The organism is Rhodococcus sp. A14, assembly GCF_011603105.1.
In the GTDB taxonomy this organism is placed as follows: domain Bacteria; phylum Actinomycetota; class Actinomycetes; order Mycobacteriales; family Mycobacteriaceae; genus Rhodococcus_F; species Rhodococcus_F opacus.
In genome coordinates this window covers 1-20169 of record NZ_JAAOQS010000018.1, presented here as the reverse complement: position 1 = coordinate 20169, position 20169 = coordinate 1, and the positions used below count along the sequence as shown (strand labels likewise).

Genomic DNA, 20169 nt, shown 5'->3' with positions numbered 1-20169 from the left:
AGTCGCCGACGGACTGCGGGAATCGTTCGGGCAGCGTCCTGCGACGGACTCATGGTGCGCTCCCGCTCCGACTTCACCGAAGTGCGCATCGAGATTCACGGGGTGACCAGCCGACGGCCGACTCACTGGCCGCGAAGTTCGCGACGTCCTGCCCGATCTACGACACCATCAGGCGGGGAAGTGGAATCGAGTTGACCGTCACTGCCCACTCTCGTGGCATAGGAGATTCAGAGTGACGGGCGTGGGCGGGAGATCGCGGTGTCGATCACTGCGAAGATGTCGTGCTGTGGAACCGTGTCGCCCCAGGCGGCCGTCTGGGCTGCCTCGATCAGATCATCGGTGAGACTGTCCAACAGCAGTGCCGTGTGGGGGTCGGTTCGGTGGCCGGGACTGTCGAAGGCGCGAAGCGCATCGACCGCGTCTCGGTACCGGCCGAGCCCCTCGGGTGCCGCGCTCACCTGCATCGCTTGCACGTTCATCGTGCTCAGCTCCGAACCATGCTGTTGGACAGACGGGCTTCGTTCAATGCTCGACTGGCGGGATCGCAGCGGTACTGGCCGGTAGTGGTGTGCCGGTAGCCTGGGCCGTCCTTCGCGACGGCGTGCCCGCAGTAGCGGCATTCGTGACCGGACTGCCCGATGCGGATGGTTTCGATGGTGGGATACGTGTTGGTGCTCATTGTTCTCGTTCGTCGGTGTGGTCGGTGGTGTCTGTGAAAGTGGGGGGTGAAAACGGCTGCGGTGGACTTCGCGGCGCCACGGCCGCCGGCGGCCGCGTCATGCGTATTCGGAGAGGCGCTCGGCCGAACCGACGTGGGCGCGTTCCAGTGCCTCCCAGACGAGGTCGTAGCGCTTGAGGGTCATCTCGTCCGCGTTCGCGAGCAGGGCGTCGAGGAGGGAGTGTGGATCGTCCTGCCAGGAGTGCAGCGCGGCCGCGACGGTTCGGTTGGTGAACAGACCCGATTGAGCAAGGGCGTGACTCCACTCGTCGAACAGACCGCTGTGGATGCGTTCGACAGCGTCGTGGTCGAATCCCTCGGCGACGAAATCACGCGCAAAGGTCGCCGTGACGTAGTTACCGCAGGTAATCGGTTCTGCATTCATCGGTGCGAGCACCCTCCGTCAGTGGCGGCGTCGGACCAACGGGCGACCCCGGTTCGTGGGTATGAGACAGGTCACATCGTCGCCCACTGCGGGGACATGGCGCATCGGCCGAATCACCGGGGGGTATACCTATCTTCTGGTCCTCGCAGCCCGCGTCCGGCGGGGACACGGACCGTTTGGCCTGGTCACGGCCTCTCGCCTTGGAAGGAAGCTCCATGACCGTCACGGACCTCGATGTCCTCCCCAACCTGCGCGACCTCGGCGGCCTTCCGCTCGCCGAGGGGCGCCGGACCCGGTCCGGGGTGCTCTACCGCAGCGCTCTGCCGGCACCGGGCGACGCCCGCCCGACTGCGGTCGACGAATGGCCGGCCCGCACCGTCGTCGACCTGCGCAGTCCCCGGGAATACGCGACACGGGGGCATCCGCTGCGGTCGCAGAAAACTGTCGTGCACCAGATCTCGCTGCTGTCCGATGCCGAGGTCGCAGCGCCGAACCAGGGTGCCCGGCTCGCCGACATCTACCTCGGGATTCTGACCAACCCGGGGGAGCGACTCGTGGACGTCCTGCAGGTGGCAGCCACCGCCCCGGGCCCGGTGCTGCTGCACTGCGCCGCAGGCAAGGACCGCACCGGCGTCGCGGTGGCCTTGCTGTTGCGTACGGCCGGAGTCGAACCCGACGACATCGTCGCCGACAACGAAGCGACCAATGAGCACATGGGCGCCGTCCTGACCCGAATCACCCGTTTCGCTCCCGAGCTGGGTCAGGCGCATCCCAACGACCGTGATCTCCGAGGTGTCGTCCCCGAGGCCATCGAGGGTGTCCTGGCCAGTTGGGACGCCCGCCCGGGTGGTGTGCGCGCGTGGCTACGGGCGCACGGTGCCACCAACGAGACGATCCGACTCTGGATCGCGCGCTTCGCCGGGTGACCGACGGACCGGGGCCCAACGCCCTTCGTTCCGCGTGCGTTCAGCGACCCACCACGACTCTGATCCGCTCGTCGTGCAGAGCATCGGTGATCTTGCTGCACCCGCCCTCGCGGCCGAGCAGTGTCCTGCCCAGCAGCACCAGCCCCCACGGGCCAATCACCCAGATCGGCCAGGGGTAGATCATGACGCCGGTTGCGAGCGAGACGATGCCCCAGATCGCGATGTTGATCCCACCGGCGGCGAGCCAGGCGAGCCACTCGATCCGCTGGTGACCCGGGATGCGGCGACGCGAGGGGCGGGTCGTCGGTGCCCCGGGCCGGGCGGTGGCAACTGCCTGGGGTGCCGGCGGAAGATCACGCAACACCTGATGCGCCTGCTGTTGGGTGGTCGATCGATATACCTGTGCCACCCGCTGGTCGAACTCGCCGATGGTCAGTCGCCCGGCGGTGAGGTGCCGCCCGAGGTCACCGACGACCTGCTCGCGTTCGGAATCGGATATCCGGATGTTGTCCGCGTTCTGCATCGGACCCTCCTCAGCGATGACATTCCACTGTGGAATGTCGCTACTACCATGATCGATATGCCACAGTGGAATGTCAACCCCCGACTATGCGAAGGACCGTGCCATGGCCGAACGCCCCCTCAACGCCACTGCGGCATCGCTCCTCGGATTCCTGCACGAGGGATCCAAGACCGGATGGGACCTGGTGGTGACCGCACAGGAACGCATCGGCAAGTTCTGGTCGATCACGACCAGCCAGGTGTACCGGGAGCTGGCCGCGATGGAGCGTGCCGGGTTGATCGAGGCGGGGGAGCGAGGCGCCCGCGAGCGCAAGCCGTACACCCTCACCGAGGACGGTCGCCGGGCGTTCGCGGAGTGGATCGAGCGCGACCCCGGCCCGGAGAACATCCGTTATCCGATGCTGCTCACCGTCGCGTTCGGCGCGCACCTTCCGCCCGAGAGGTTGGCCGCGATGCTGCACTCGCACCGTGCAGCGCACGAGAGTCAGCTCGCCGAATACGAGCGTGACGCCGCGGTGCACGGATCCAACCGATTTGCGCTGGCCACACTGGACTTCGGGATCGTGTACGAACGTGCGGTACTCGAGTGGTTCGATCGCGTCGGGAACCGTCTGGGACAGGGAAGTCGCTGACGGCCCCGCTGTTCGCCGGGTGCGGGTTTCGGAGAGTCAGCCGATCACGCCGTCTTCGGCAACGACAGCGGTCGGCAGGTCCACCCGTCGTGGAGGGCCGGCTTCGTCGCAGATCACGGTGACGAAGGCCGGAAAGACTATTCGCCACGAGCCGCCCACGGGAGACAGCGCGCTCGCGGCGAAGTCGGCCCCTTCCTTCGGCAGCAACGTCACGGGTTCTTCCTGCAGCCATTGCGGCGTGGGAATCCGGCGGTTCTGCTCCTCGGCGGGATCGACGATGAACCGCACGTCGGTGGCGGTGCCGGTTCCGACGTTGCGGAGCCGGAACCGGTCGACGGGTCCACGGATCCGCTGGACTTCGAACTGGACGTCCTGCGGCTGTGGGAATGCTCGCTGCGCGGCTTCGGCGATCCGGGTCAACACGGTGACCTGCTCGAGCGCCGCGTCCAGCGCAGCCTCGGCCTCGCGCCTGGCCTGATCGGCGAGGGTTGCCTTCCGCCACGCTGCGGCAGTGGTGGCACCGAACAGCACCGCAGCCGCCGCGCTGACCCACGATGCGGTTCTCATGCGCGGAAACTTACCCGACCGCATATCGGGAAGGCTCGCTGGTGATGACTCCGCGAGCGGTGACGCGCCGGACGATGGTCAAGGGTTGACGGAAAGGAACACGTAGGCAGCCAGCAGCACCAGGTGGACGCCACCTTGGAGTCGGGTGGCACGGCCGGGGACCACCGTCAGCATGCCCACCACCACGGTGATGGCGAGCAACACGACCTGGGTGGGACCGAGACCGAGCAGGAGTGGGCCGTCCAGCCAGATCGAGGCGACGGCAATGGCGGGGATGGTCAACCCGATGCTGGCCATCGCCGATCCCAAGGCGAGATTCAAGCTGATCTGGATCCGGTTTCTCTGCGCCGCCCGCACCGCGGCGAGGGTTTCCGGCAGGAGTACGAGCAGTGCGATGACGACGCCGACGATGGATTGCGGCAATCCGGCATCTGCGACCGCGTCCTCGATCGCTGGGGACTCGACCTTCGCCAATCCCACGACTGCGCACAGAGCCAGCACCAGCAGGGCGAGGCTCATGCCCGCCATCCTGCCCGTCGGGGGTGCGGCGTTCCGGTCGTCGACGCTCACAGGTTCGTCGGCGATGACGGGCAGGAAGAAGTGCCGATGCGGTCCGGTCTGGGTGATGACGAACATCCCGTACAGAACCAGCGACGCCACTGCCGCGAATATCAATTGAGCCGAGGAGAATTCGGGGCCCGGCCGGCTCGTCGTGAAGGTCGGCAGCACCAGGCTCAAGGTAGCCAGTGACGCCACGGTCGCCAGTGCCGCGCCGGTACCTTCCGCATTGAACAGCGCGACCCCGTACCTTCGTGAGCCGACGAACAGCGACAACCCCATGATGCCGTTGACGGTGAGCATCACCGCAGCAAATACCGTGTCGCGGGCAAGCGAGGCCGTCGCCGGGCCACCCGAGATCATCAACGTCACGATCAATCCGACCTCGATGACGGTGACCGCGACAGCGAGGATCAGCGATCCGAACGGCTCGCCGACTCTGTGCGCAACCACCTCGGCGTGATGAACGGCAGCCAGCACCGCACCGACCAGCACCACCGCCACGACGAGCACCAGAACGGTGCCGATGTCTCGGCCCCACGTCAGTCCCAGTACCGCGACGGAGACCGGTGGTATCACCAGCGGCCACTCCGCAGTGACCGACCGCCACCCGAACGCCATGATTAGACCTTGCCAGCTCCATCCGCTCGGGTGGACCGCAATGCGGAACCCGCGCATCACCCATCCGCGGCGAGCCGGCGGCGAGTTGGGTCCGGGCCGACGGGGGTTCGGGTGAGTGCGGCCCGCGTGGCGGCCTCAACCGTCATCACGATGAAATCGCGTCGGCGCGCGTCCCGGTCGCGACCACGCGGAAGAGGTGTCGAAAACAGCCGGTCTGCGGTCTGGAGAGCTACCCAGCCGTCGACGAGCGTGATCACGGTGATGAGCAGTTCCTGGGCGTCGCTCTCGGAAAGTTCGGGGACAGCTTCCCGTGCGCTGGCGACGATCGCCTGAGCGTGCTTCTGTCGCGATGCTTCCGCGACGGGTGCCTCGAGTTCGAGTCCCTCCCAGAACAGCAGACGGGTGAAGGTGGGGTGCTCGCGTTGGTAGTCGAATCGGCGACCGGCGTAGTCGGCGATGGCGGCGACCCCGTGACCGGACAGTTCGACAGCGGCCAGCGTGGTTGCGAGTTCATGTTCGAGGACCGCGCTGAAGAACGCTTCCTTCTTGCCGAAGTACTGGTAGATGCGCTCTTTGTTCACGCCTGCTTTCTCGGCGATCCGATCGACACGAGCACCGGCCAGACCGAACGAACTGAATTCTGCAACTCCGGCCTCGATGAGAAGTCGCTTGGTTCGTTCGGTATCCCACGCCACGGCTGCATCCTACGACAACTCCAACTGTCTGGTTGCAATCCGCATGTCCAGCCCCTACGGTCGAACGGCAACTGAATAGTTGGAGTTACGAGAAGGGCTACTCAGGATGGAATCTCTTGCTCTCGCATCGACAGTGGTCGAATATCTCGCTCCGACGACCACGAAGCGCCGGCCTCCACGAACGGAACGGGCCGACGGGCGCCCTCGGGATCTCATGCCGGTGGGGGCCGCGTCCGTCCACTTGCGGGTGGTCGTCACCTGGGTGTCGATCTTCCCGCTCGTCACGGTGGGCATGACCGTCATGACCTTGTCGGGTCCGATCACGGCCACCTGGCCGACCTGGTTGCGGGCTTTGTCGCTCACCGGTGTCGTCGTTCCCACGGCGGTGTATTTCGTCGTGCCGCGTGTGCTTGCCCTGTCCGTCCGGTGGACGATCTGGCGGCGACGGCGCTCTGCCGCCGCAGAGTCCTGTGAGAGCCTGCTTGCGGCACGTGCGAAGGGCTCGCACTCGCATCAGTAGTGAGCCGACCAGGTGGAGATTATGCGGTGCACTTCCTGGGTCGAATATCTGGGGCGATCGAGCGTGCGTCGCAAGGCCGCCGCCCTGAACGCAGTGCCGATTGCGGTCCGGTCCCACTGCAATCAGTGGGGCGTGGCACGTCCCGGCGCATCTGCGCGAGCAGGTACGCGGCAGTCTCAACCCAGGCGCGTCGGACCAACGCGTTTGCCGGTATTTCCGCGTGCTGACCAGGAACGATCGCTACGATGAGGCAAGTACTTGCGTCGGAGAGGATGCCGAGTTGTAGTTTCACGGACGAGAGGCTCGTGTGAATGAACCGTCGCCGATGGTCTCTGCGTAGGGCCGTTCTCGCTGTGGGTCTCGCCGCAACTCCACTGGTCTGGTGTCCTGGTGCGGCCACAGCGGCGCCGGTGTCGACGCCGTTTCAGATACCCCGCGTGTGGGCTTCAGGGACTTTCGGCTATTGCTTCCCCGCCTGTATCGACGTCCCGTTTGCGGTTACGGCTGATGCGCCGGGGGTCGTGACGTTTCACGACCCAGCACTCATGGAATCCGTCGTGCTGTGGGTTGCCTGGACCAACCTGTCCAACGGAACATCGGGTGTTGCTTCCGTGACCAAGGACAAGCCTGGGTTTGCCCACACCGGTACCGGGGTTGTTACCGCCTCCGCCATGGGGAACCTGGTCGAGTACGTGGGAGCAAGAGGCATCTTCAACGTGCCGTAGGGGAGTTGACCAACTGCTTGTCCCTCCTTTCTCGCCGCGGCCGGCCACCATTGGAATTCATGTCAGAGGTGCGAGGTACGTTCTCGTTGCGACGAAAGAGGTCGCCACTCACACTCACGAATCCGAGGCGTTTCGGCTCGGGTGGATACGAGGTGCACCTGCGCCTCGTATCTTGGGGAGTGGCGGCCTCTCTCGGTTTCGCCACCAGCTGCTCGTGGTGCTTGCGTGCCGAATCAGGCCGGCTCGGCAGCGATTCGCCCCGATTTCACCGCGGCGACCAGTGTTGCGTGGTCGGCTTCGGTCTGATCGGCGTAGCTGACGGCATATCGCCCGATCACCTCGTCCAGTTCCGTGTCGCTGGCGAAGTAACCGGCGAGCACCCGCGGATCGAGCGAGCGGGTGTGTGCACGCGCGAGCAGGGCGCCGGCGAGCCGGCCGTAGTCGTCGAGATGGTCTTGCTCGAGACCGGTGGGATCGATGTCCCCTTTGAGATTTCGGAACTGCCGCACGATGTAGGGGAGGCCGTCGATCGTCGTCCAGCCCAGCAGGATGTCCGATTCCGCTTGCACCAGCCGAGCGCCGTGCACTATCCGCTTGCCCTCGTGTTTCGGCTCGTCGACCGGTAGGAACGCCGACAGTGCGGACGGCCGGGCCTGTTTCAGTTGAAGTACGAGCACCTCGTCCCGATTACCGTGCAGCAGGGCGATATAGCTGCGCAGACCGACGCTGCCGGTTCCGACGATCCGGAACGCGACGTCGGACACGGCGAATCGGGCGATCAGGTTCCTGCGGGACTCGCGCAGTGACTCGACATAGAGTTCCAGACCATCGGTCACGGCATCGGCGGTTGCGCGGTCGACGTGGGTGAGGACCGGCGGGTCGTCGATGAACCGTCGCCGGCGGATCCCGGTCTCGTGATCTTCGAGGTGGGCGGTCCACTTCGCCGCCACCTTCTCGCTGGTATTGCGTCGCGCTTTCTGCGCGGCCTTGTCGAAGTCGTCGAGCAGGGCGTCGGCCTTGGCCCGCTCGAGCACCGACTTGTCCGGCAGCGCATTCCAGGACTGAAGGAATGGCAGTTCGGCGAGATCGCGGATGGTGCGCCGATACGATTTGACGGCATCTTCGGCGGCCTCGATGCAACCGTTCTCGGACACACCGCCTTCACGTCCGGCGAGGACCAGACTCGCGGCGAGGCGTTTGAGATCCCACTCCCACGGGCCGGGGAGGGTCTCGTCGAAATCGTTGATGTCCATAACGATCTGACCGTCCGGTGTCCCGTACAGGCCGAAGTTGGCCGCATGGGCGTCACCGCACAACTGCGCTGTCAATCCGGTGACCGGAGAGGTGGCGAGGTCGGCCGCCATCAGGCCGGCTGCGCCGCGGAAGAACGCGAACGGGGAGGCGATCATTCGACCGATTCGCAGCGGAATCAGATTCGCCAGCCTCCCCTGGTTACTGGCCTCGACGAAATCGAGCACATCCGGCCGTCCAGCGCCGACCGCGGCGCTCCCGTGCGCACTCGACGGCACGGTGGCCTGCAACGCGTCGCCACGCGCGAAGACGTCGTCCGCCTCGATCTGGGTTCGCAGGTCGACGGTTCGCGCTCGATTCTTCGTCACCTCGGCGACACTATCCCAGGTCCTCGAGGCTTTCCGCTCGTCGGCGCCATCCCGTCGCGCGCGCGATGGGATCGGCTAGCTGGTGGTACTGGGCGACGACGGCGGGCCGGTCCGCCTGAGGTCGGGCCCTGGCAGTTCAGAACGCGCGAATGACGCCGGTGACCTGCGAAGGATGGGCCTCGCGATTCGGTTCGCTCATGCTGCCGTATCGCCTGGACAGGTCCCCGTCTTCACCACACGACATTGTGGCGACAGAGTGGTTATGCTTCGGTTTCCGGTGGTCGGCAGCATCCGGCGCCGGAGACACGTTCCGGCGGCATGCCGTGCCGCCGGGCCTTCCTTAACGGAGGAACGCCATGTCCGCTGAATCCGTCGCCGCCACGCCCGACTCTGCCGGCGGCCACATCCGATTGACCTCACACAGCGGCGGTGTCGGGGCCCTGCCGATCCACTGGGGAGCACCCACGGCGTCCGAGCGCGGACCGGTGGTCGGCACCACCACCAACCGCGCCCACCGCAACGTGATCGGAACGCACAGCGGCTCGTACAGCATCTACCGGGCACTGGCGGTGGCGTCGGGCGCGCTGTCGCGCCATCACAAGGCCGACCTCACCAACACCGCGCCCACGAACATCATCGGCCCGTACCCGCAGTGGAGCGAGCCCGGCAAGATCGTGAGCCTGGACCCGTGGGGTGCCACGGTGGCCGAGGTCTTCGCCGCCGAGTTGGCGGCCGGTCACGACATCCGCCCCAGCATCGCAGTCACCAAGGCGCACGTGATCCTGCCGGAGGTCATGAAGGCCATCCAGAAGGGTCGCCTGCACCCGGACGGCCGCTTCCTGCTGCCCAGCGGTGCTGCGCTGGTCACCAAGGCGGCCATCGAGCCCGTCTGGCACCTGCCGGGTGTGGCGGAGCGCTTTCACTGCAGCGAGACGGATCTGCGCCGCGTGCTGTTCGAGGAGACCGGCGGCATGTATCCCGAACTCGTGACGCGCTCGGACCTCGAGGTGTTCCTGCCCCCGATCGGGGGTCAGACCGTGTACATCTTCGGCGACGCTCGTGATCTTGCCGATCCTGGCGTGGAACTCACCGCACGCGTACACGACGAGTGCAACGGCTCGGACGTCTTCGGCTCCGACATCTGTACCTGCCGCCCGTACCTCACGCACGCGATCGAGGAGTGCATCCAGGGTGCGCAGCGCGGTGGCGTGGGCTTGGTGGCGTACTCCCGCAAGGAGGGCCGTGCGCTTGGCGAGGTGACAAAGTTCCTGGTCTACAACGCGCGCAAGCGCCAAGTGGGCGGCGACACGGCCGATCAGTACTTCGCCCGCACCGAATGCGTGGCCGGCGTGCAGGACATGCGCTTCCAGGAAATGATGCCCGATGTGCTGCACTGGCTGGGCGTCAGAAAGATCCACCGCCTGGTGTCGATGAGCAACATGAAGTACGACGCCATCACCGGCTCGGGTATCGAGGTCGTGGAGCGGGTGGACCTCCCCGCGGGTCTGATCCCGGCCGACGCGCGAGTGGAGATCGACGCCAAGATGGCCGCCGGTTACTTCACCCCGGGCGCGGTGCCGGACGCTGACGAATTGGCGAAGGTCAAGGGCCGGGAGCTGGACGGATGAGCGTGATCGGCGTCGGTCCTGCCCTGGACACCGGGCGGGCCGAGGGCGCGGTCGCGGCTCTGCGTACCACGTCGGCCGTGCGGGAGCGCGCGCGACAGCTGCTGTCCCGTGCCCGCGAGGGCGATTCACTCTGGTTCGACGTCGACGACTACGCGTTGCAGACGGCCGCTGCCGAGGTCGCCGACGTCACGCGTGCCCGCTATCCAGACCTGAAGATCCCGTACCACAGCCGCTGGCGCCATTTCGAAGCCGGCGGCGTCGACCGTAAAGCCGAGCTGGATGCACGGCTGACCGCGCTGGATGCACCGGGCCGCGCCCGCGCCATGATCGACCTGGCCGTGGTCAGCGTGCTGCTCGATGCAGGAGCCGGACCCGACTGGCACTACCACGAGGTTGCCGGCGGGCAGCGCTTCGCCCGTTCCGAGGGGCTGGGCGTCGCGAGCTGGCACGCGTTCCTGGGCGGCCTGTTCTCGAGCGACGCGGCGCACCCGCTGCAGGTCGATGCGGCAGGACTGCGTGGTCTGGACACGGACCGGTTGGCCGAGGTGTTCCAGGCCGGCCCGTCCAATCCGCTGGTAGGCCTCGACGGTCGCGTGCTGCTGCTGCGACGGCTGGGCGAGGCGCTCTCCGCACAGCCCGAGGTGTTCGGTCCGCAGGGTCGGCCGGGTGGCCTCTTCGACCTTCTGGTCGCCCAGCAGGGTGCGGCCCCGGCGACGGTCGCCGCCCACGACATCCTGTCGCAGCTCCTGACGTCGCTGTCGGGCATCTGGCCGGCGGGCAACGCCATCGGCGCGGAGCCGTTGGGCGACTGCTGGCGCCACGCCGCGGTGGCCGGTCCGGGCCTGACCCAGGGCTGGATGCCGTTTCACAAACTGTCGCAGTGGCTGAGCTATTCGTTGCTCGAGCCCTTCCAGTGGGCCGGTGTCGAGGTGGTCGGGTTGGACGAGCTGACCGGCCTGCCCGAGTACCGGAACGGCGGTCTGCTTCTCGACACCGGCGTGCTCCGCCTGCACGATCCGGCGTGGGCTGCGCAAAGTTGGACGGCGGGAGACGAATTGGTGGTCGAGTGGCGCGCGTTGACGGTAGCGCTCCTGGACGAGCTGGCCCCGCTGGTGCGCGCACGTCTGGGCGTGGATTCCCGAGCGATGCCGTTGGCCTGCGTCCTGGAGGGCGGCACCTGGGCGGCGGGCCGTGCGCTGGCACAGCGCTCGCGTGGTGGGCTGCCGCCGCTGAACGTCGTGAGCGACGGCACGGTCTTCTAGAACGAAACGAGGACGAATACATGGGCACGGTACACGTGATCGACCACCCGCTGGTGCAGCACAAGCTCACGATGATGCGCCGTAAGGATGCTTCCACCAACAGCTTTCGACGATTGGCAAACGAGATCTCCGCGTTGATGACGTACGAGGTCCTCCGCGACATCCCGATGCAGGAGATTGACGTCGAGACACCGCTGGAATTCACGACAGGCAAGGTCATCGACGGCAAGAAACTGGTCTTCGTCTCCATCCTGCGCGCGGGTACCGGCATCCTCGACGGCATGCTGACAATTGTGCCGGGTGCGCGCGTCGGCCATATCGGTCTCTACCGCGATCCCAAAACCCTCGGAGCCGTGGAGTACTACTTCAAGATGCCCGGCGATCTGCTGGAGCGCGACGTGGTGGTGATCGACCCGATGCTGGCCACCGGCAACTCCGCCGTCGCGGCGGTGGAGCGGCTGAAGGAATGCGGTCCCAAATCCATCAAGTTCGTCTGCCTGCTGACCTGCCCCGAAGGCGTTGCCGCCCTGCACAAGGCGCACCCCGACGTCCCGATCTACACCGCCGCCGTCGACCGCCAACTCGACGAGCACGGGTACATTCTGCCCGGCATCGGGGACGCCGGCGACCGACTCTTCGGCACCAAGTAGTAGACGCGGTCGTCACACGGGTCTGCGATTACGGGCCGGTGATTTCCGGCGCCTCGAGTTCGGTGCCCGGTTGCGTGGGGAACCGCAGCGCGAGTGCTGTCTTGATTTCGATGTGACGCAACAGGAAGGCGCGCTCGTCAAGCCGCTTGCGCCGCAGCCAGCCGGTGACTTCGTCGTTGCATTTACTGGCGTTGCACGAGCCGCAGGCCGGGGCGATGTTGTCGAGGGTGTAACGCCCGCCGCGGGACAGTGCCTGCACGCAGTCGCGTTGCAGCGGCTTGTCGGTCGCGCCGCAGTACGCGCAGCCGCCCCACGCCTCGGTGAGTGCACTCCACTGCTCGGCGGTGAGATCGTGCTCGACACTCTCCATCCGACGCTTGCGCTTACGGGCGCCCCTGGCCCTGCGACTCCGGTTGACCGCCATCGCCCCAGCGTAGGACGCGGGACGGGTCAGCCGGTGACAGGGGGACGCTCTGCTCGAAGTTGAACACGTTCTCCGGGTCGTAGTTGGCCTTCACCTCGCGCAGCCGCTCGCGGTGGGCGCCGTAGTACTCACGTTCCCAGTCCGCCGCGGCGGCGTTGGGCACGTTGACGTAGGCGCCGTCACCGTAGGGGCGCAACGCGCGCCAGAAGTCGGCCGCCCAGCCCAGTGCCGTCGAGTTCAGGGCGGGGTCGTTCCAGGCGGCACCCGGCTCGCAGTAGAACAGTGCGTCGCGGTGAGGGAACGCGGTTCCGCCGGGCGGCGCATGCCGGACGGCCCCGCCGAAGCTCGTGCAGAAGAAGTTGCTCGGCGGGCTGGGCGTGTTGCCCATGTAGTGGACGATCAGATCGATCGCCTCGTCGGGGAACGGCTGGGTGACGAAATGCGAGTAGAACTTCCAGAGGGCGACGTCATCCGGGCCCCTGTCGACGTCGCCGTACACGGTCGGCCAGGCGTCCTCCGTCACAGTCACGTCGGGGTCGCCGATCGTCAGCAGCGGGCGCAGTTGGTCCTCGAGTTCTCGCCATGAACCGCCGTACAGCAGCGCAGACAGCTCGACCGCGGTCGAATCCACCTCGAGCGCGCTGGTCAGCCGCTCGTCGGCGACCGGCGCGTCGCGCTGCCACGCGCGAAGTAGGGCGCCCAGCTCGCCGTGACCGGTCCACCTCGCGACCAGGAATGTGACGTTCGAGAGCTCGTGCAGCCTCAACGTGTAGGACGTCGCAATGCCGAAGTTGCCGCCGCCTCCACCACGGCACGCCCACAGCAGGTCGGAGTTACTGTGCTCGGTCGCCTCCACGACCTTCGCCGAGCGTGAGCCGTCGGCTACCACGACCTCCGCTGCGAGTAGGTTGTCGCAGGCCAAACCCATGCTTCGGGTCAGTAGGCCGAAGCCACCCCCGAGAATCACCCCACCGAGACCGACGCCGCCCTCCGAGCCGGTCGGAACGACGAAGCCGCGTTGCCCGAGCGCCGCGACCGTCTCCTTCTGCGTCAGCCCCGTCCCGACCGTCGCAGTGCGCGCCGTTTCGTCGATCACGATGCTCTTCATCCGACTGACGTCCACGACCAGCCCGCCGTCGATCGACGACCAGCCCTCGAGGCTGTGGCGACCGCTGCGGGCACGCAGGGCGATGCCCTCCGTGCGTGCCCAGCGGACCGCGTGGACCACGTCCTGTGTGTCGCAGCAGAACACGATGGCTTCGGGGTAGCGGGAATACAGGCGGTTCCAGCCGACCCGCGCCGCCTCGTAACCGGAGTCGCCCGCACGCACCACGTCACCGGTGAGCATGGTGGTCGCGGCAGTCAGGGGCTTGACCTCTCGGTCAGTGTGAGAAGACATCGGCGTCTCCTGGCTCGGTGTCCAGTACCTCGCGTTTGAATATCAACAGGTAGCCGAAGTACAACCCGCCTGCGACGAGCAAGCCGACCGCAATGAGGATCGAGGTCACAGCAGTCGAGGGCGAGACGATCACGAACAACACGACAGCCGACCACACCAGCGCGCTGATCGCGACCGGCAACTCGAAGCGCCCGAGATCGAACGCACCCGCCTTCCGATCCAGTCGTCTCCGCACCGCCAGATAGAGGACGATTATCGCGCCGTAGAGAACTGCCGAGATGACCGTCCCTACCGTGAGCAACTCCAGCAGGGCGCCACCCGGCAGCACGGCCATGAGGACGACCCCCACGACGACGATCAGGATGGTCGCCGGAATGGGTGTCTGCGTGCGCGGATTGACTCGGCGCATCAGCCGGTGAGCAGGGAAACGTGCGTCGCGCGACATCGCGAACACCATCCGCGAGCAGGTGGCCAGGGTCACCATCCCGGCGCCGAAGAATGCGAACGCGATCGCGACCAGCAGCGACCTCTCCATCACCGGACCCAGCTGATCGCGCAGGATCGCCGCCACCGGCGTGTCGCTGTCGCTCACCCGGGGGATATCTTTGATCGCGATCGTGAGCGCGATCAGGAACACCAGTCCCAGCACCGCCGCCGCCACGACCGATCCCACGATCGCGCGCGGGACGCTGCGAAACGGATCCTTGGCCTCCTCAGCCATATTCGCCGCGGAGTCGAAGCCGACGAGTGTGGCGAGCCCCATGATCATCGCAGCCATCAACCCGCCGCCGACAGCGAAATAGTTGGGGGCGCCCTCGGTGATACCGCGCGAGGTGAGGTTGCCGACCGAGCCCTCGCCCGAGATTGCGACAGCGACGAAGAGCCCGATCGCCAGCACCACCACGATCACCAGTTCGAGCCCCACCGCGCCCGACGTGATCAAGCCGACGAGGCGCGTGGAGAACACGACGAGCACCGCCTGAACAAGGACCACGACGAGCGTGATCATGCGCGCCGTGCCCTCGTCGGGCTGCATGCCGAACAGTGGCATGAGGGCGCTGCTTGCCATCGCATTGTCGACCGTCACCACGCCGAGCGCCAGGTAACAGAAGGTCAGCCAACCGAACAACCAGCCGACTTTCGGGTTGGCCAGCCGTGAGGCCCATTGGTAGGAGGAGCCGCTGAGTGGGATTCGGGCAGCGAACTGGGCGATCACCAGCGCAACGAGGGTCTGCCCCAACGCCACGATGACCCAGAGCCAGATCCCCACCGGCCCCGCGTCTCGAAGCACGTCGTCGTAGGTGCCGAAGATCCCGACCGCCACCGAGATGAACGCGAACGAGACAGCGAACACCTGAAAGGAGCCCAGAGTTCGCTTCAGTTCCGGTTTGTAGCCGCAGTCTTCACATTCTTGATCGGCGCTCTGTGCGCCCATCACGTTTTCTGCCGTCATCTCGGCCGCCTCACGTTCACTCGGGAACTGCGGAGAAGTCGATTCGCTTGAAACGACCCGTCACAACGAGACCCGTTCCACGATCAGAGCGAGACCGGTCTGTTTCATCCTCCACCTCATGGATTCGGATGTCATCGATGGTTCGTCTCTCTAAATACTCCGAGATGCGGAAGGCACACGTCATCGCACACGTCTCGGCCGCCGGGGCCAATGGCACCGGCGGCCGTGAGACTCTGCTGGAGATCCTGAGTGAATCAGCCACGAACGTATGTCACATCCAGGGCATGTCCGGATCGAGCGAGTGGGAGATCACTCCGTCGTCGGGCTCGAGAGGGTAGTTGACCTGGTGGATGGTGGCGGCCTGCTGGGAGTTCACGGAAGCGGCGGCGGGTCCGTAGAGGGATGTGCCGCCGGGCTCGACCAGGGTGGTGCCGGGTTCGACGAGGGTCACCTGCGGGGGCACGTCCTCGTCGGGGGCGTCGCAGGCGACCATGGGCCATGCGTTTGCGCAGCCGATACGGTCCCTGACGTCGACCTTGTAGGGAGAGAGTCCGGACTCGGGGGAGACGACTTGCGGGAACGTCGACTGCGCGGGTGCGGCGACGGCAGTCGCGCTCTGGGCCATGAACATTCCCAGTCCGAGGGCGGCGCCCGTTGCGGCTACTGCGGCGATGCGTGTCTTCGTCGAGTTCATTGCGTTGCTCCTGAGTGTGGTGTGTGAATTTCCGCGTCCCTTGTGGGCGAACACCAGTCTTCGCCGGAACTGGGGGCCGGCAACGCCCCCTGAAGGGGTGGGCGGCCATCCCTCCAGGGGTGGATTTCTGCACCCCGGGGTGTGTTCCGAATGCATGAAGAGACAGTGGCCTGCCGTGGTTGGGAGGTCAGAGATAGAGGTCGACGAGGGTACTGATCACCGACCAGTGCGTGGTTCGCGCCCGCACGGTTCTCAACTCGGGGTAGACGGTGCGGAAGGTGCGCGCGAGGGCGACGCTGAGTCCGCCGGTGATGTCGGGGAGCCCCGATCGAGTTTCGGTTGCGAGGATGCCGTCGAGGGGCGGGTAGTCGGACAGTCGCTTGACGATCGGGTCTACCCGGAGGCCGGGGCCGAGCTCGCGGAACAATCCGATGTTCTCCTGTAACCCTCGGGTGATCGGCAGGTCGGTGGGTTCGACGACGTGCCGGTGCTGGGCTGCCGCGCTCTCCTGTGCGACGAGGATCAGGTCGTAGAGTTTCGCGGTGACGACGTCGTCGAACCGGTGAAAATCGTCTCTGACGACGCCGAGGCTGGCGACGTCCCGGAAGATATCCGCGAACTGGTCGAACGTCATCAGCGTCCCGTGGCTTCCGGCCTCCGCACGTTCCATGAGGTGATCATCCCCCGGGATGCGGTCACAATTCCGACGAACCGCGCGCACAGGGCGCTCGGTCGGAAACGACGGGCGGGACGGAGGATCTCCAGGCGGCCTTGGGGCCGCGGAGAATACTTGAATCTCATTGTCCGGCATGACGTCCTGCGTCCCCTCCGACCACGCCAAGCCACCCGGAAAGGCAACCTGTGAACACCACCATCGGCACCGGATCCGACCACGTCCGCCCCTACCTGCACTTTCTCGTCGCCGTCGAGGAACCCAGGAACTTCGGCATCCGGTGGTCCTGCCCGAGCTGACCGTCATCGAACGCGTCCGCGCCAGCACGGAAGCCAGGCTCACCGATCGGCGCCCTCACCCCCGAGGCCTTCCGAGAGGTAGTCCAGCGCCCTCGTGAACCTGGACGCCTGATCACACTGCCGAACCAGCAACTGGTGGCCGGCCTCAGCCACCGCCGATGTATCGCTTCATGATCCGCCCTCGCAGTCCGGTGACCACCTCGTAGTGAATGGTGCCGAGTGGGTCGGCCCAGTCCTGTGCGACGGGTTCGCCGCGTCGGCCGTTGCCGAAGAACACGGCGTGGTCGCCTTCCCGGACGCCGCCGCCGTCCGGGCCGAGGTCCACGACCACCTGGTCCATGCACACCCGGCCGATTCCCGGCCGTCGGACGCCACCGAGCAGCACGTCGAACTTCCCGCCGAGAGCGCGCGGGATTCCGTCGGCGTAGCCGGCGGGCAGCAGGGCAACGACGGTGTCGCGCGGGGCGATCCAGCCGTGCCCGTAGGACACTCCCTCGCCGGCCGCGACCTCCTTGACCAACGCGACCCGCGTCCGGACCGTCATCGCCGGGATCAGCCCGAAGGTCCCCAGTTCGGGGATCGGTGTCAGCCCGTAGACGGCGATTCCCGGTCGGACCAGATCGAAATGCAGGTCTGGTCGGGTGAGGGTGGCCGCCGAGTTCGCCAGGTGCACGACTTCCGGTTCGAGTCCGCGCGCCTGCGCCGTCGCAATCGCGTCGAGGAATCGCTGGCGTTGGCTGTCGAGGACCGGGTTGCCCGGCTCATCGGCGTGGGCGAGATGGGAGAAGATCGTGCGCAGCCGGACCGTGCCCTCGCGGGTGAGCCGGATGAGTTCGTCGAGCAGCAAGGGGTATTCCTCGGGTGAGGCGCCGTTGCGGTTGAGTCCGGTGTCTACCTTGATCGCGATCGTCGCGGGTTTCCCTATCGCGGAGGCGGCCGCGGCGATGGCGAGCAGATGCGTGGTGGAGGGGACCCCGATCTCGATGTTCGCCTCGACGGCGCTTCGGTAGTCGACCTCGGGGGTGTTCAGCCAGCACAGGATTGGCGCCGCAATGCCGGCCCGGCGCAGCTGCAGCGCCTCCGCAATGGTGGTGACACCGATCTCGCGGGCTCCGGCGGCCAGCGCCGCCGCGGCGACGGCTGCGCCGCCGTGGTTGTATCCGTCGGCCTTGACGACGGCCATCAGACCGGCGTTACCGGCGTGTTCGCGCAGGATCCGGATGTTGTGGGCGATCGCGTCGAGGTCGATGACGGCTTCCGACTACGGGGCGGGCACGCCGGATACCGCCTGCCGGGCCGGGATCATTGCGTGCCCCCGGATCGGGTGCCCTGTTCGGCGGCATGCTGGCTGCTGGAGCCGCCGCGTCCTGCTGGTGCCAGTCGAGTCAGGGCGGCGTAGCCGACGCAGACCAACCCCGCCCAGACGGCGCCGACCGCCAGCGCGGTGCGTCCGCTGTCGGTGAAGAACAGCAGGACCACGACCAGGCCGAGGAACCCGAGGGCGAGGGGGGTGGTGACCGGTGCGCCGGGTAGGCGGTAGTCGCTGGCCGGCAGGGTGCCGTCGGTGACGCGGGACCGGTAGATCATGTGGCAGACCAGGATGACGGCCCAGACGAAGATGATGCCGACGGTGGACACCGAGGTGATGTAGGTGAAGGCCTTGTCGGGGGGGACGGCGTTGACGACGACGCCGAGGACCATGACACCCGCGGAGAGGCTGATTCCGGTGAACGGCACCGCGCGGGAGCTGAGGGTGCCGACCCTGGCGGGTGCCTCCCCGCGCAGCGACAGGCTGCGCAGCATCCGGCCGGTGGAGTAGATCCCCGAGTTGCACGAGGACAGTGCGGCAGTGAGCAGCACGAAATTGATGATGCCCGCCGCTGCCGGGATTCCGATCTGCTCGAAGACTTCGACGAACGGGCTCTTCCCTGACTGGAAGTTGCGCCAACTGGCGACGGACATGATCACCAGCAGCGCACCGATGTAGAACAGGCCGATGCGGACCGGAAGGGTGTTGATTGCCTTGCGCAGCGTCTTCTTGGGGTCACGCGCCTCCCCGGCGGTCACCCCGACGAGTTCGACGCCGACGTAGGCGAACAGCACGATCTGCAGGGTCATCAGGGACTGGCCGAAACCGTGCGGGAAGACCCCGCCGTCGGCCCACAGGTTGGTCACGGACGGGTGGGCGGCGTGACCGAATCCGATGGTCAGCACCCCGATCCCGATCAGGATCATGCCGACGATCGCGGTGATCTTGATTGCGGAGAACCAGAACTCGGCCTCCCCGAACAGCCGCACCGAGATCAAGTTCGCACCGAACAGCACGGTCAGCACGACCAGGGCGGTGATCCACGGCTGGATGTCGAACCAGTACTCGATGTACTTGCCGGCGACGGTGATCTCGGCCATGCAGGTGCTCACCCACACCGCCCAATAGGTCCAGCCGGTGGCGAACCCGGCGAACCGGCCGAGGAACTCGTGGGCGTACTCGGCGAAACTGCCGGAGACCGGTCGGTAGGTCAGCAACTCGCCCAGTGCCCGCATGACCACGAAAATCGCCAGGCCCGCGGCGAGGTAGGACAGGATCAACGCGGGACCCGCCTGTGCGATCGCGCCGCCCGATCCGTAGAACAGGCCGGTGCCGATCGCCCCGCCGATCGCGATCATTTGAATCGTCCGCGAACTCAACCCTCGGGCGTAGCCCTCCGGCTCGGGAGTCGCGAGTTGACTCGGGTGCGTACTCGTGTTCGTCAGGTGCTGGTGGTCGGGAATTGTCATGTGCACTCCTTCGGTGATCGCGGCCGCGACCGGACCCCGGCATCGACGTCGACATCGAGGGGGCGGCCCGAGGCGGCGCGGGTCATCGCCCAGATCGATTCCGGTGGTGTCGTCGCGAGCGGCCGATGATGTTGTGGCCGTACAGGGGTGCGGTGCGTCCGCACACCCCGGCGGAGGGCTAGGCGGCCGGCGTGTGAGCGGTGTAGCCGTGGGCGGCGGCCACCTCTTCGGAGAGCAGTTGTCCGTCGTGGGTGGACAGTCCCTCGGCGAGTCCGGGGACGGTCGCGGTGGCCTCCTTCCAGCCCTTGTCGGCGAGGGCGGCGACGTAGGGGAGGGTGGCGTTGGTGAGGGCGTAGGTGGAGGTGCGGGGGACGGCGCCGGGCATGTTGGCGACGCAGTAGAAGACCTGTCTCTTATACAC

Annotated in this window: 22 protein-coding genes and 1 pseudogene; 7 read left to right on the top strand and 16 right to left on the bottom strand. The window is 66.7% G+C overall.

The features are described 5' to 3' along the window. Window positions 1–227: 227 nt before the first annotated feature. The 3 genes from G9373_RS12505 to G9373_RS12495 form a co-directional block, all read right to left on the bottom strand. Window positions 228–479, bottom strand: a complete 252-nt coding sequence (locus G9373_RS12505; protein ID WP_005574284.1) for a hypothetical protein — start codon at window positions 477–479, stop codon at window positions 228–230. Window positions 480–484: 5 nt separating this feature from the next. Further along, the gene (locus G9373_RS12500) at window positions 485–679 is read right to left on the bottom strand and encodes a hypothetical protein (protein ID WP_005253188.1); all 195 of its coding nucleotides are present in this window, start codon (window positions 677–679) and stop codon (window positions 485–487) included. Between the two features lie 97 nt (window positions 680–776). Beyond that, window positions 777–1103 (bottom strand): hypothetical protein, encoded by a 327-nt coding sequence (locus tag G9373_RS12495; RefSeq protein ID WP_065491265.1) that lies wholly within the window; start codon window positions 1101–1103, stop codon window positions 777–779. Window positions 1104–1318: 215 nt separating this feature from the next. Between G9373_RS12495 and G9373_RS12490 the strand changes: the two genes are divergently transcribed. Beyond that, window positions 1319–2029: a tyrosine-protein phosphatase gene (locus G9373_RS12490; RefSeq protein WP_120661113.1), complete on the top strand. Its 711-nt coding sequence runs from the start codon at window positions 1319–1321 to the stop codon at window positions 2027–2029. 40 nt (window positions 2030–2069) lie between these two features. Here the strand turns inward: G9373_RS12490 and G9373_RS12485 are convergent, their stop codons facing one another. Then, on the bottom strand, window positions 2070–2552 hold the full coding sequence (locus G9373_RS12485) for a DUF1707 domain-containing protein (protein WP_005253191.1): 483 nt from the start codon (window positions 2550–2552) through the stop codon (window positions 2070–2072). Window positions 2553–2655: 103 nt separating this feature from the next. On the opposite strand from G9373_RS12485, the gene G9373_RS12480 reads away from it, so the two are divergent. Then, complete coding sequence (locus G9373_RS12480; RefSeq protein ID WP_005253192.1) at window positions 2656–3183, top strand: PadR family transcriptional regulator; 528 nt, start codon at window positions 2656–2658, stop codon at window positions 3181–3183. Window positions 3184–3219: 36 nt separating this feature from the next. Here G9373_RS12480 and G9373_RS12475 read toward each other — a convergent pair whose 3' ends face one another. From G9373_RS12475 to G9373_RS12465, 3 genes are all read right to left on the bottom strand, one after another. After that, the gene (locus G9373_RS12475; RefSeq protein ID WP_005253193.1) at window positions 3220–3750 is read right to left on the bottom strand and encodes a hypothetical protein; all 531 of its coding nucleotides are present in this window, start codon (window positions 3748–3750) and stop codon (window positions 3220–3222) included. Between the two features lie 78 nt (window positions 3751–3828). Then, entirely contained in the window at window positions 3829–4929 is a 1101-nt protein-coding gene (locus tag G9373_RS12470) for an ionic transporter y4hA (RefSeq protein ID WP_054245818.1), read from the bottom strand. 56 nt (window positions 4930–4985) lie between these two features. Beyond that, window positions 4986–5624, bottom strand: coding sequence for a TetR family transcriptional regulator (locus G9373_RS12465; RefSeq protein WP_005253195.1), 639 nt, complete (start codon window positions 5622–5624; stop codon window positions 4986–4988). Between the two features lie 214 nt (window positions 5625–5838). Here G9373_RS12465 and G9373_RS12460 point away from each other — a divergent pair, with 214 nt between their 5' ends. Continuing rightward, window positions 5839–6144, top strand: coding sequence for a hypothetical protein (locus G9373_RS12460; RefSeq protein WP_167115319.1), 306 nt, complete (start codon window positions 5839–5841; stop codon window positions 6142–6144). A 545-nt stretch (window positions 6145–6689) separates the two neighbouring features. Beyond that, complete coding sequence (locus G9373_RS12455) at window positions 6690–6869, top strand: hypothetical protein (RefSeq protein ID WP_133983916.1); 180 nt, start codon at window positions 6690–6692, stop codon at window positions 6867–6869. Between the two features lie 233 nt (window positions 6870–7102). Here the strand turns inward: G9373_RS12455 and G9373_RS12450 are convergent, their stop codons facing one another. After that, on the bottom strand, window positions 7103–8488 hold the full coding sequence (locus tag G9373_RS12450; RefSeq protein WP_005253197.1) for a DUF2252 domain-containing protein: 1386 nt from the start codon (window positions 8486–8488) through the stop codon (window positions 7103–7105). A 356-nt stretch (window positions 8489–8844) separates the two neighbouring features. Here G9373_RS12450 and G9373_RS12445 point away from each other — a divergent pair, with 356 nt between their 5' ends. The 3 genes from G9373_RS12445 to upp are packed head-to-tail and all read left to right on the top strand — an operon-like array spanning window position 8845 to window position 12028. Next, window positions 8845–10116, top strand: a complete 1272-nt coding sequence (locus G9373_RS12445; RefSeq protein ID WP_167115316.1) for a GTP cyclohydrolase II — start codon at window positions 8845–8847, stop codon at window positions 10114–10116. After that, window positions 10113–11378 carry a URC4/urg3 family protein gene (locus tag G9373_RS12440; RefSeq protein WP_133983914.1) on the top strand — a complete coding sequence of 422 codons (1266 nt, stop codon included), beginning with the start codon at window positions 10113–10115 and terminating at the stop codon, window positions 11376–11378. Before G9373_RS12445 ends, G9373_RS12440 begins: the two co-directional genes overlap by 4 nt. A gap of 20 nt (window positions 11379–11398) precedes the next feature. Then, complete coding sequence (upp, locus tag G9373_RS12435; protein ID WP_005253200.1) at window positions 11399–12028, top strand: uracil phosphoribosyltransferase; 630 nt, start codon at window positions 11399–11401, stop codon at window positions 12026–12028. Window positions 12029–12056: 28 nt separating this feature from the next. On the opposite strand, the gene G9373_RS12430 is transcribed toward upp, so the two are convergent. The 8 genes and pseudogenes from G9373_RS12430 to G9373_RS12395 all read right to left on the bottom strand — a co-directional run. Further along, entirely contained in the window at window positions 12057–12398 is a 342-nt protein-coding gene (locus G9373_RS12430) for an HNH endonuclease signature motif containing protein (protein ID WP_005575223.1), read from the bottom strand. Window positions 12399–12411: 13 nt separating this feature from the next. Then, the gene (locus tag G9373_RS12425) at window positions 12412–13851 is read right to left on the bottom strand and encodes an FAD-binding oxidoreductase (RefSeq protein WP_240960473.1); all 1440 of its coding nucleotides are present in this window, start codon (window positions 13849–13851) and stop codon (window positions 12412–12414) included. Then, window positions 13835–15304, bottom strand: a complete 1470-nt coding sequence (locus G9373_RS12420; protein ID WP_133983912.1) for an amino acid permease — start codon at window positions 15302–15304, stop codon at window positions 13835–13837. The genes G9373_RS12425 and G9373_RS12420 overlap by 17 nt, the downstream gene beginning before the upstream one ends. Before the next feature lie 271 nt (window positions 15305–15575). Next, window positions 15576–15998 (bottom strand): hypothetical protein, encoded by a 423-nt coding sequence (locus G9373_RS12415; RefSeq protein WP_043794287.1) that lies wholly within the window; start codon window positions 15996–15998, stop codon window positions 15576–15578. 187 nt (window positions 15999–16185) lie between these two features. Continuing rightward, the gene (locus tag G9373_RS12410) at window positions 16186–16668 is read right to left on the bottom strand and encodes a DUF1931 family protein (protein WP_005575215.1); all 483 of its coding nucleotides are present in this window, start codon (window positions 16666–16668) and stop codon (window positions 16186–16188) included. A gap of 447 nt (window positions 16669–17115) precedes the next feature. Beyond that, window positions 17116–18219, bottom strand: a complete 1104-nt coding sequence (gene alr, locus G9373_RS12405; protein WP_346842822.1) for an alanine racemase — start codon at window positions 18217–18219, stop codon at window positions 17116–17118. A gap of 53 nt (window positions 18220–18272) precedes the next feature. After that, window positions 18273–19748, bottom strand: coding sequence for an amino acid permease (locus G9373_RS12400; RefSeq protein WP_167115314.1), 1476 nt, complete (start codon window positions 19746–19748; stop codon window positions 18273–18275). 178 nt (window positions 19749–19926) lie between these two features. Further along, window positions 19927–20169: pseudogene (locus G9373_RS12395) on the bottom strand (alanine dehydrogenase); the annotation flags it as partial.

Coding starts and splice junctions, on each gene's coding strand:
- G9373_RS12505 (WP_005574284.1), bottom strand. CDS start 479: ATGAACGTGCAAGCGATGCAGGTGAGCGCGGCACCCGAGGGGCTCGGC.
- G9373_RS12500 (WP_005253188.1), bottom strand. CDS start 679: ATGAGCACCAACACGTATCCCACCATCGAAACCATCCGCATCGGGCAG.
- G9373_RS12495 (WP_065491265.1), bottom strand. CDS start 1,103: ATGAATGCAGAACCGATTACCTGCGGTAACTACGTCACGGCGACCTTT.
- G9373_RS12490 (WP_120661113.1), top strand. CDS start 1,319: ATGACCGTCACGGACCTCGATGTCCTCCCCAACCTGCGCGACCTCGGC.
- G9373_RS12485 (WP_005253191.1), bottom strand. CDS start 2,552: ATGCAGAACGCGGACAACATCCGGATATCCGATTCCGAACGCGAGCAG.
- G9373_RS12480 (WP_005253192.1), top strand. CDS start 2,656: ATGGCCGAACGCCCCCTCAACGCCACTGCGGCATCGCTCCTCGGATTC.
- G9373_RS12475 (WP_005253193.1), bottom strand. CDS start 3,750: ATGAGAACCGCATCGTGGGTCAGCGCGGCGGCTGCGGTGCTGTTCGGT.
- G9373_RS12470 (WP_054245818.1), bottom strand. CDS start 4,929: ATGGCGTTCGGGTGGCGGTCGGTCACTGCGGAGTGGCCGCTGGTGATA.
- G9373_RS12460 (WP_167115319.1), top strand. CDS start 5,839: ATGCCGGTGGGGGCCGCGTCCGTCCACTTGCGGGTGGTCGTCACCTGG.
- G9373_RS12455 (WP_133983916.1), top strand. CDS start 6,690: ATGGAATCCGTCGTGCTGTGGGTTGCCTGGACCAACCTGTCCAACGGA.
- G9373_RS12445 (WP_167115316.1), top strand. CDS start 8,845: ATGTCCGCTGAATCCGTCGCCGCCACGCCCGACTCTGCCGGCGGCCAC.
- G9373_RS12440 (WP_133983914.1), top strand. CDS start 10,113: ATGAGCGTGATCGGCGTCGGTCCTGCCCTGGACACCGGGCGGGCCGAG.
- upp (WP_005253200.1), top strand. CDS start 11,399: ATGGGCACGGTACACGTGATCGACCACCCGCTGGTGCAGCACAAGCTC.
- G9373_RS12430 (WP_005575223.1), bottom strand. CDS start 12,398: ATGGAGAGTGTCGAGCACGATCTCACCGCCGAGCAGTGGAGTGCACTC.
- G9373_RS12425 (WP_240960473.1), bottom strand. CDS start 13,851: ATGTCTTCTCACACTGACCGAGAGGTCAAGCCCCTGACTGCCGCGACC.
- G9373_RS12420 (WP_133983912.1), bottom strand. CDS start 15,304: ATGACGGCAGAAAACGTGATGGGCGCACAGAGCGCCGATCAAGAATGT.
- G9373_RS12415 (WP_043794287.1), bottom strand. CDS start 15,998: ATGAACTCGACGAAGACACGCATCGCCGCAGTAGCCGCAACGGGCGCC.
- G9373_RS12410 (WP_005575215.1), bottom strand. CDS start 16,668: ATGGAACGTGCGGAGGCCGGAAGCCACGGGACGCTGATGACGTTCGAC.
- G9373_RS12400 (WP_167115314.1), bottom strand. CDS start 19,748: ATGACAATTCCCGACCACCAGCACCTGACGAACACGAGTACGCACCCG.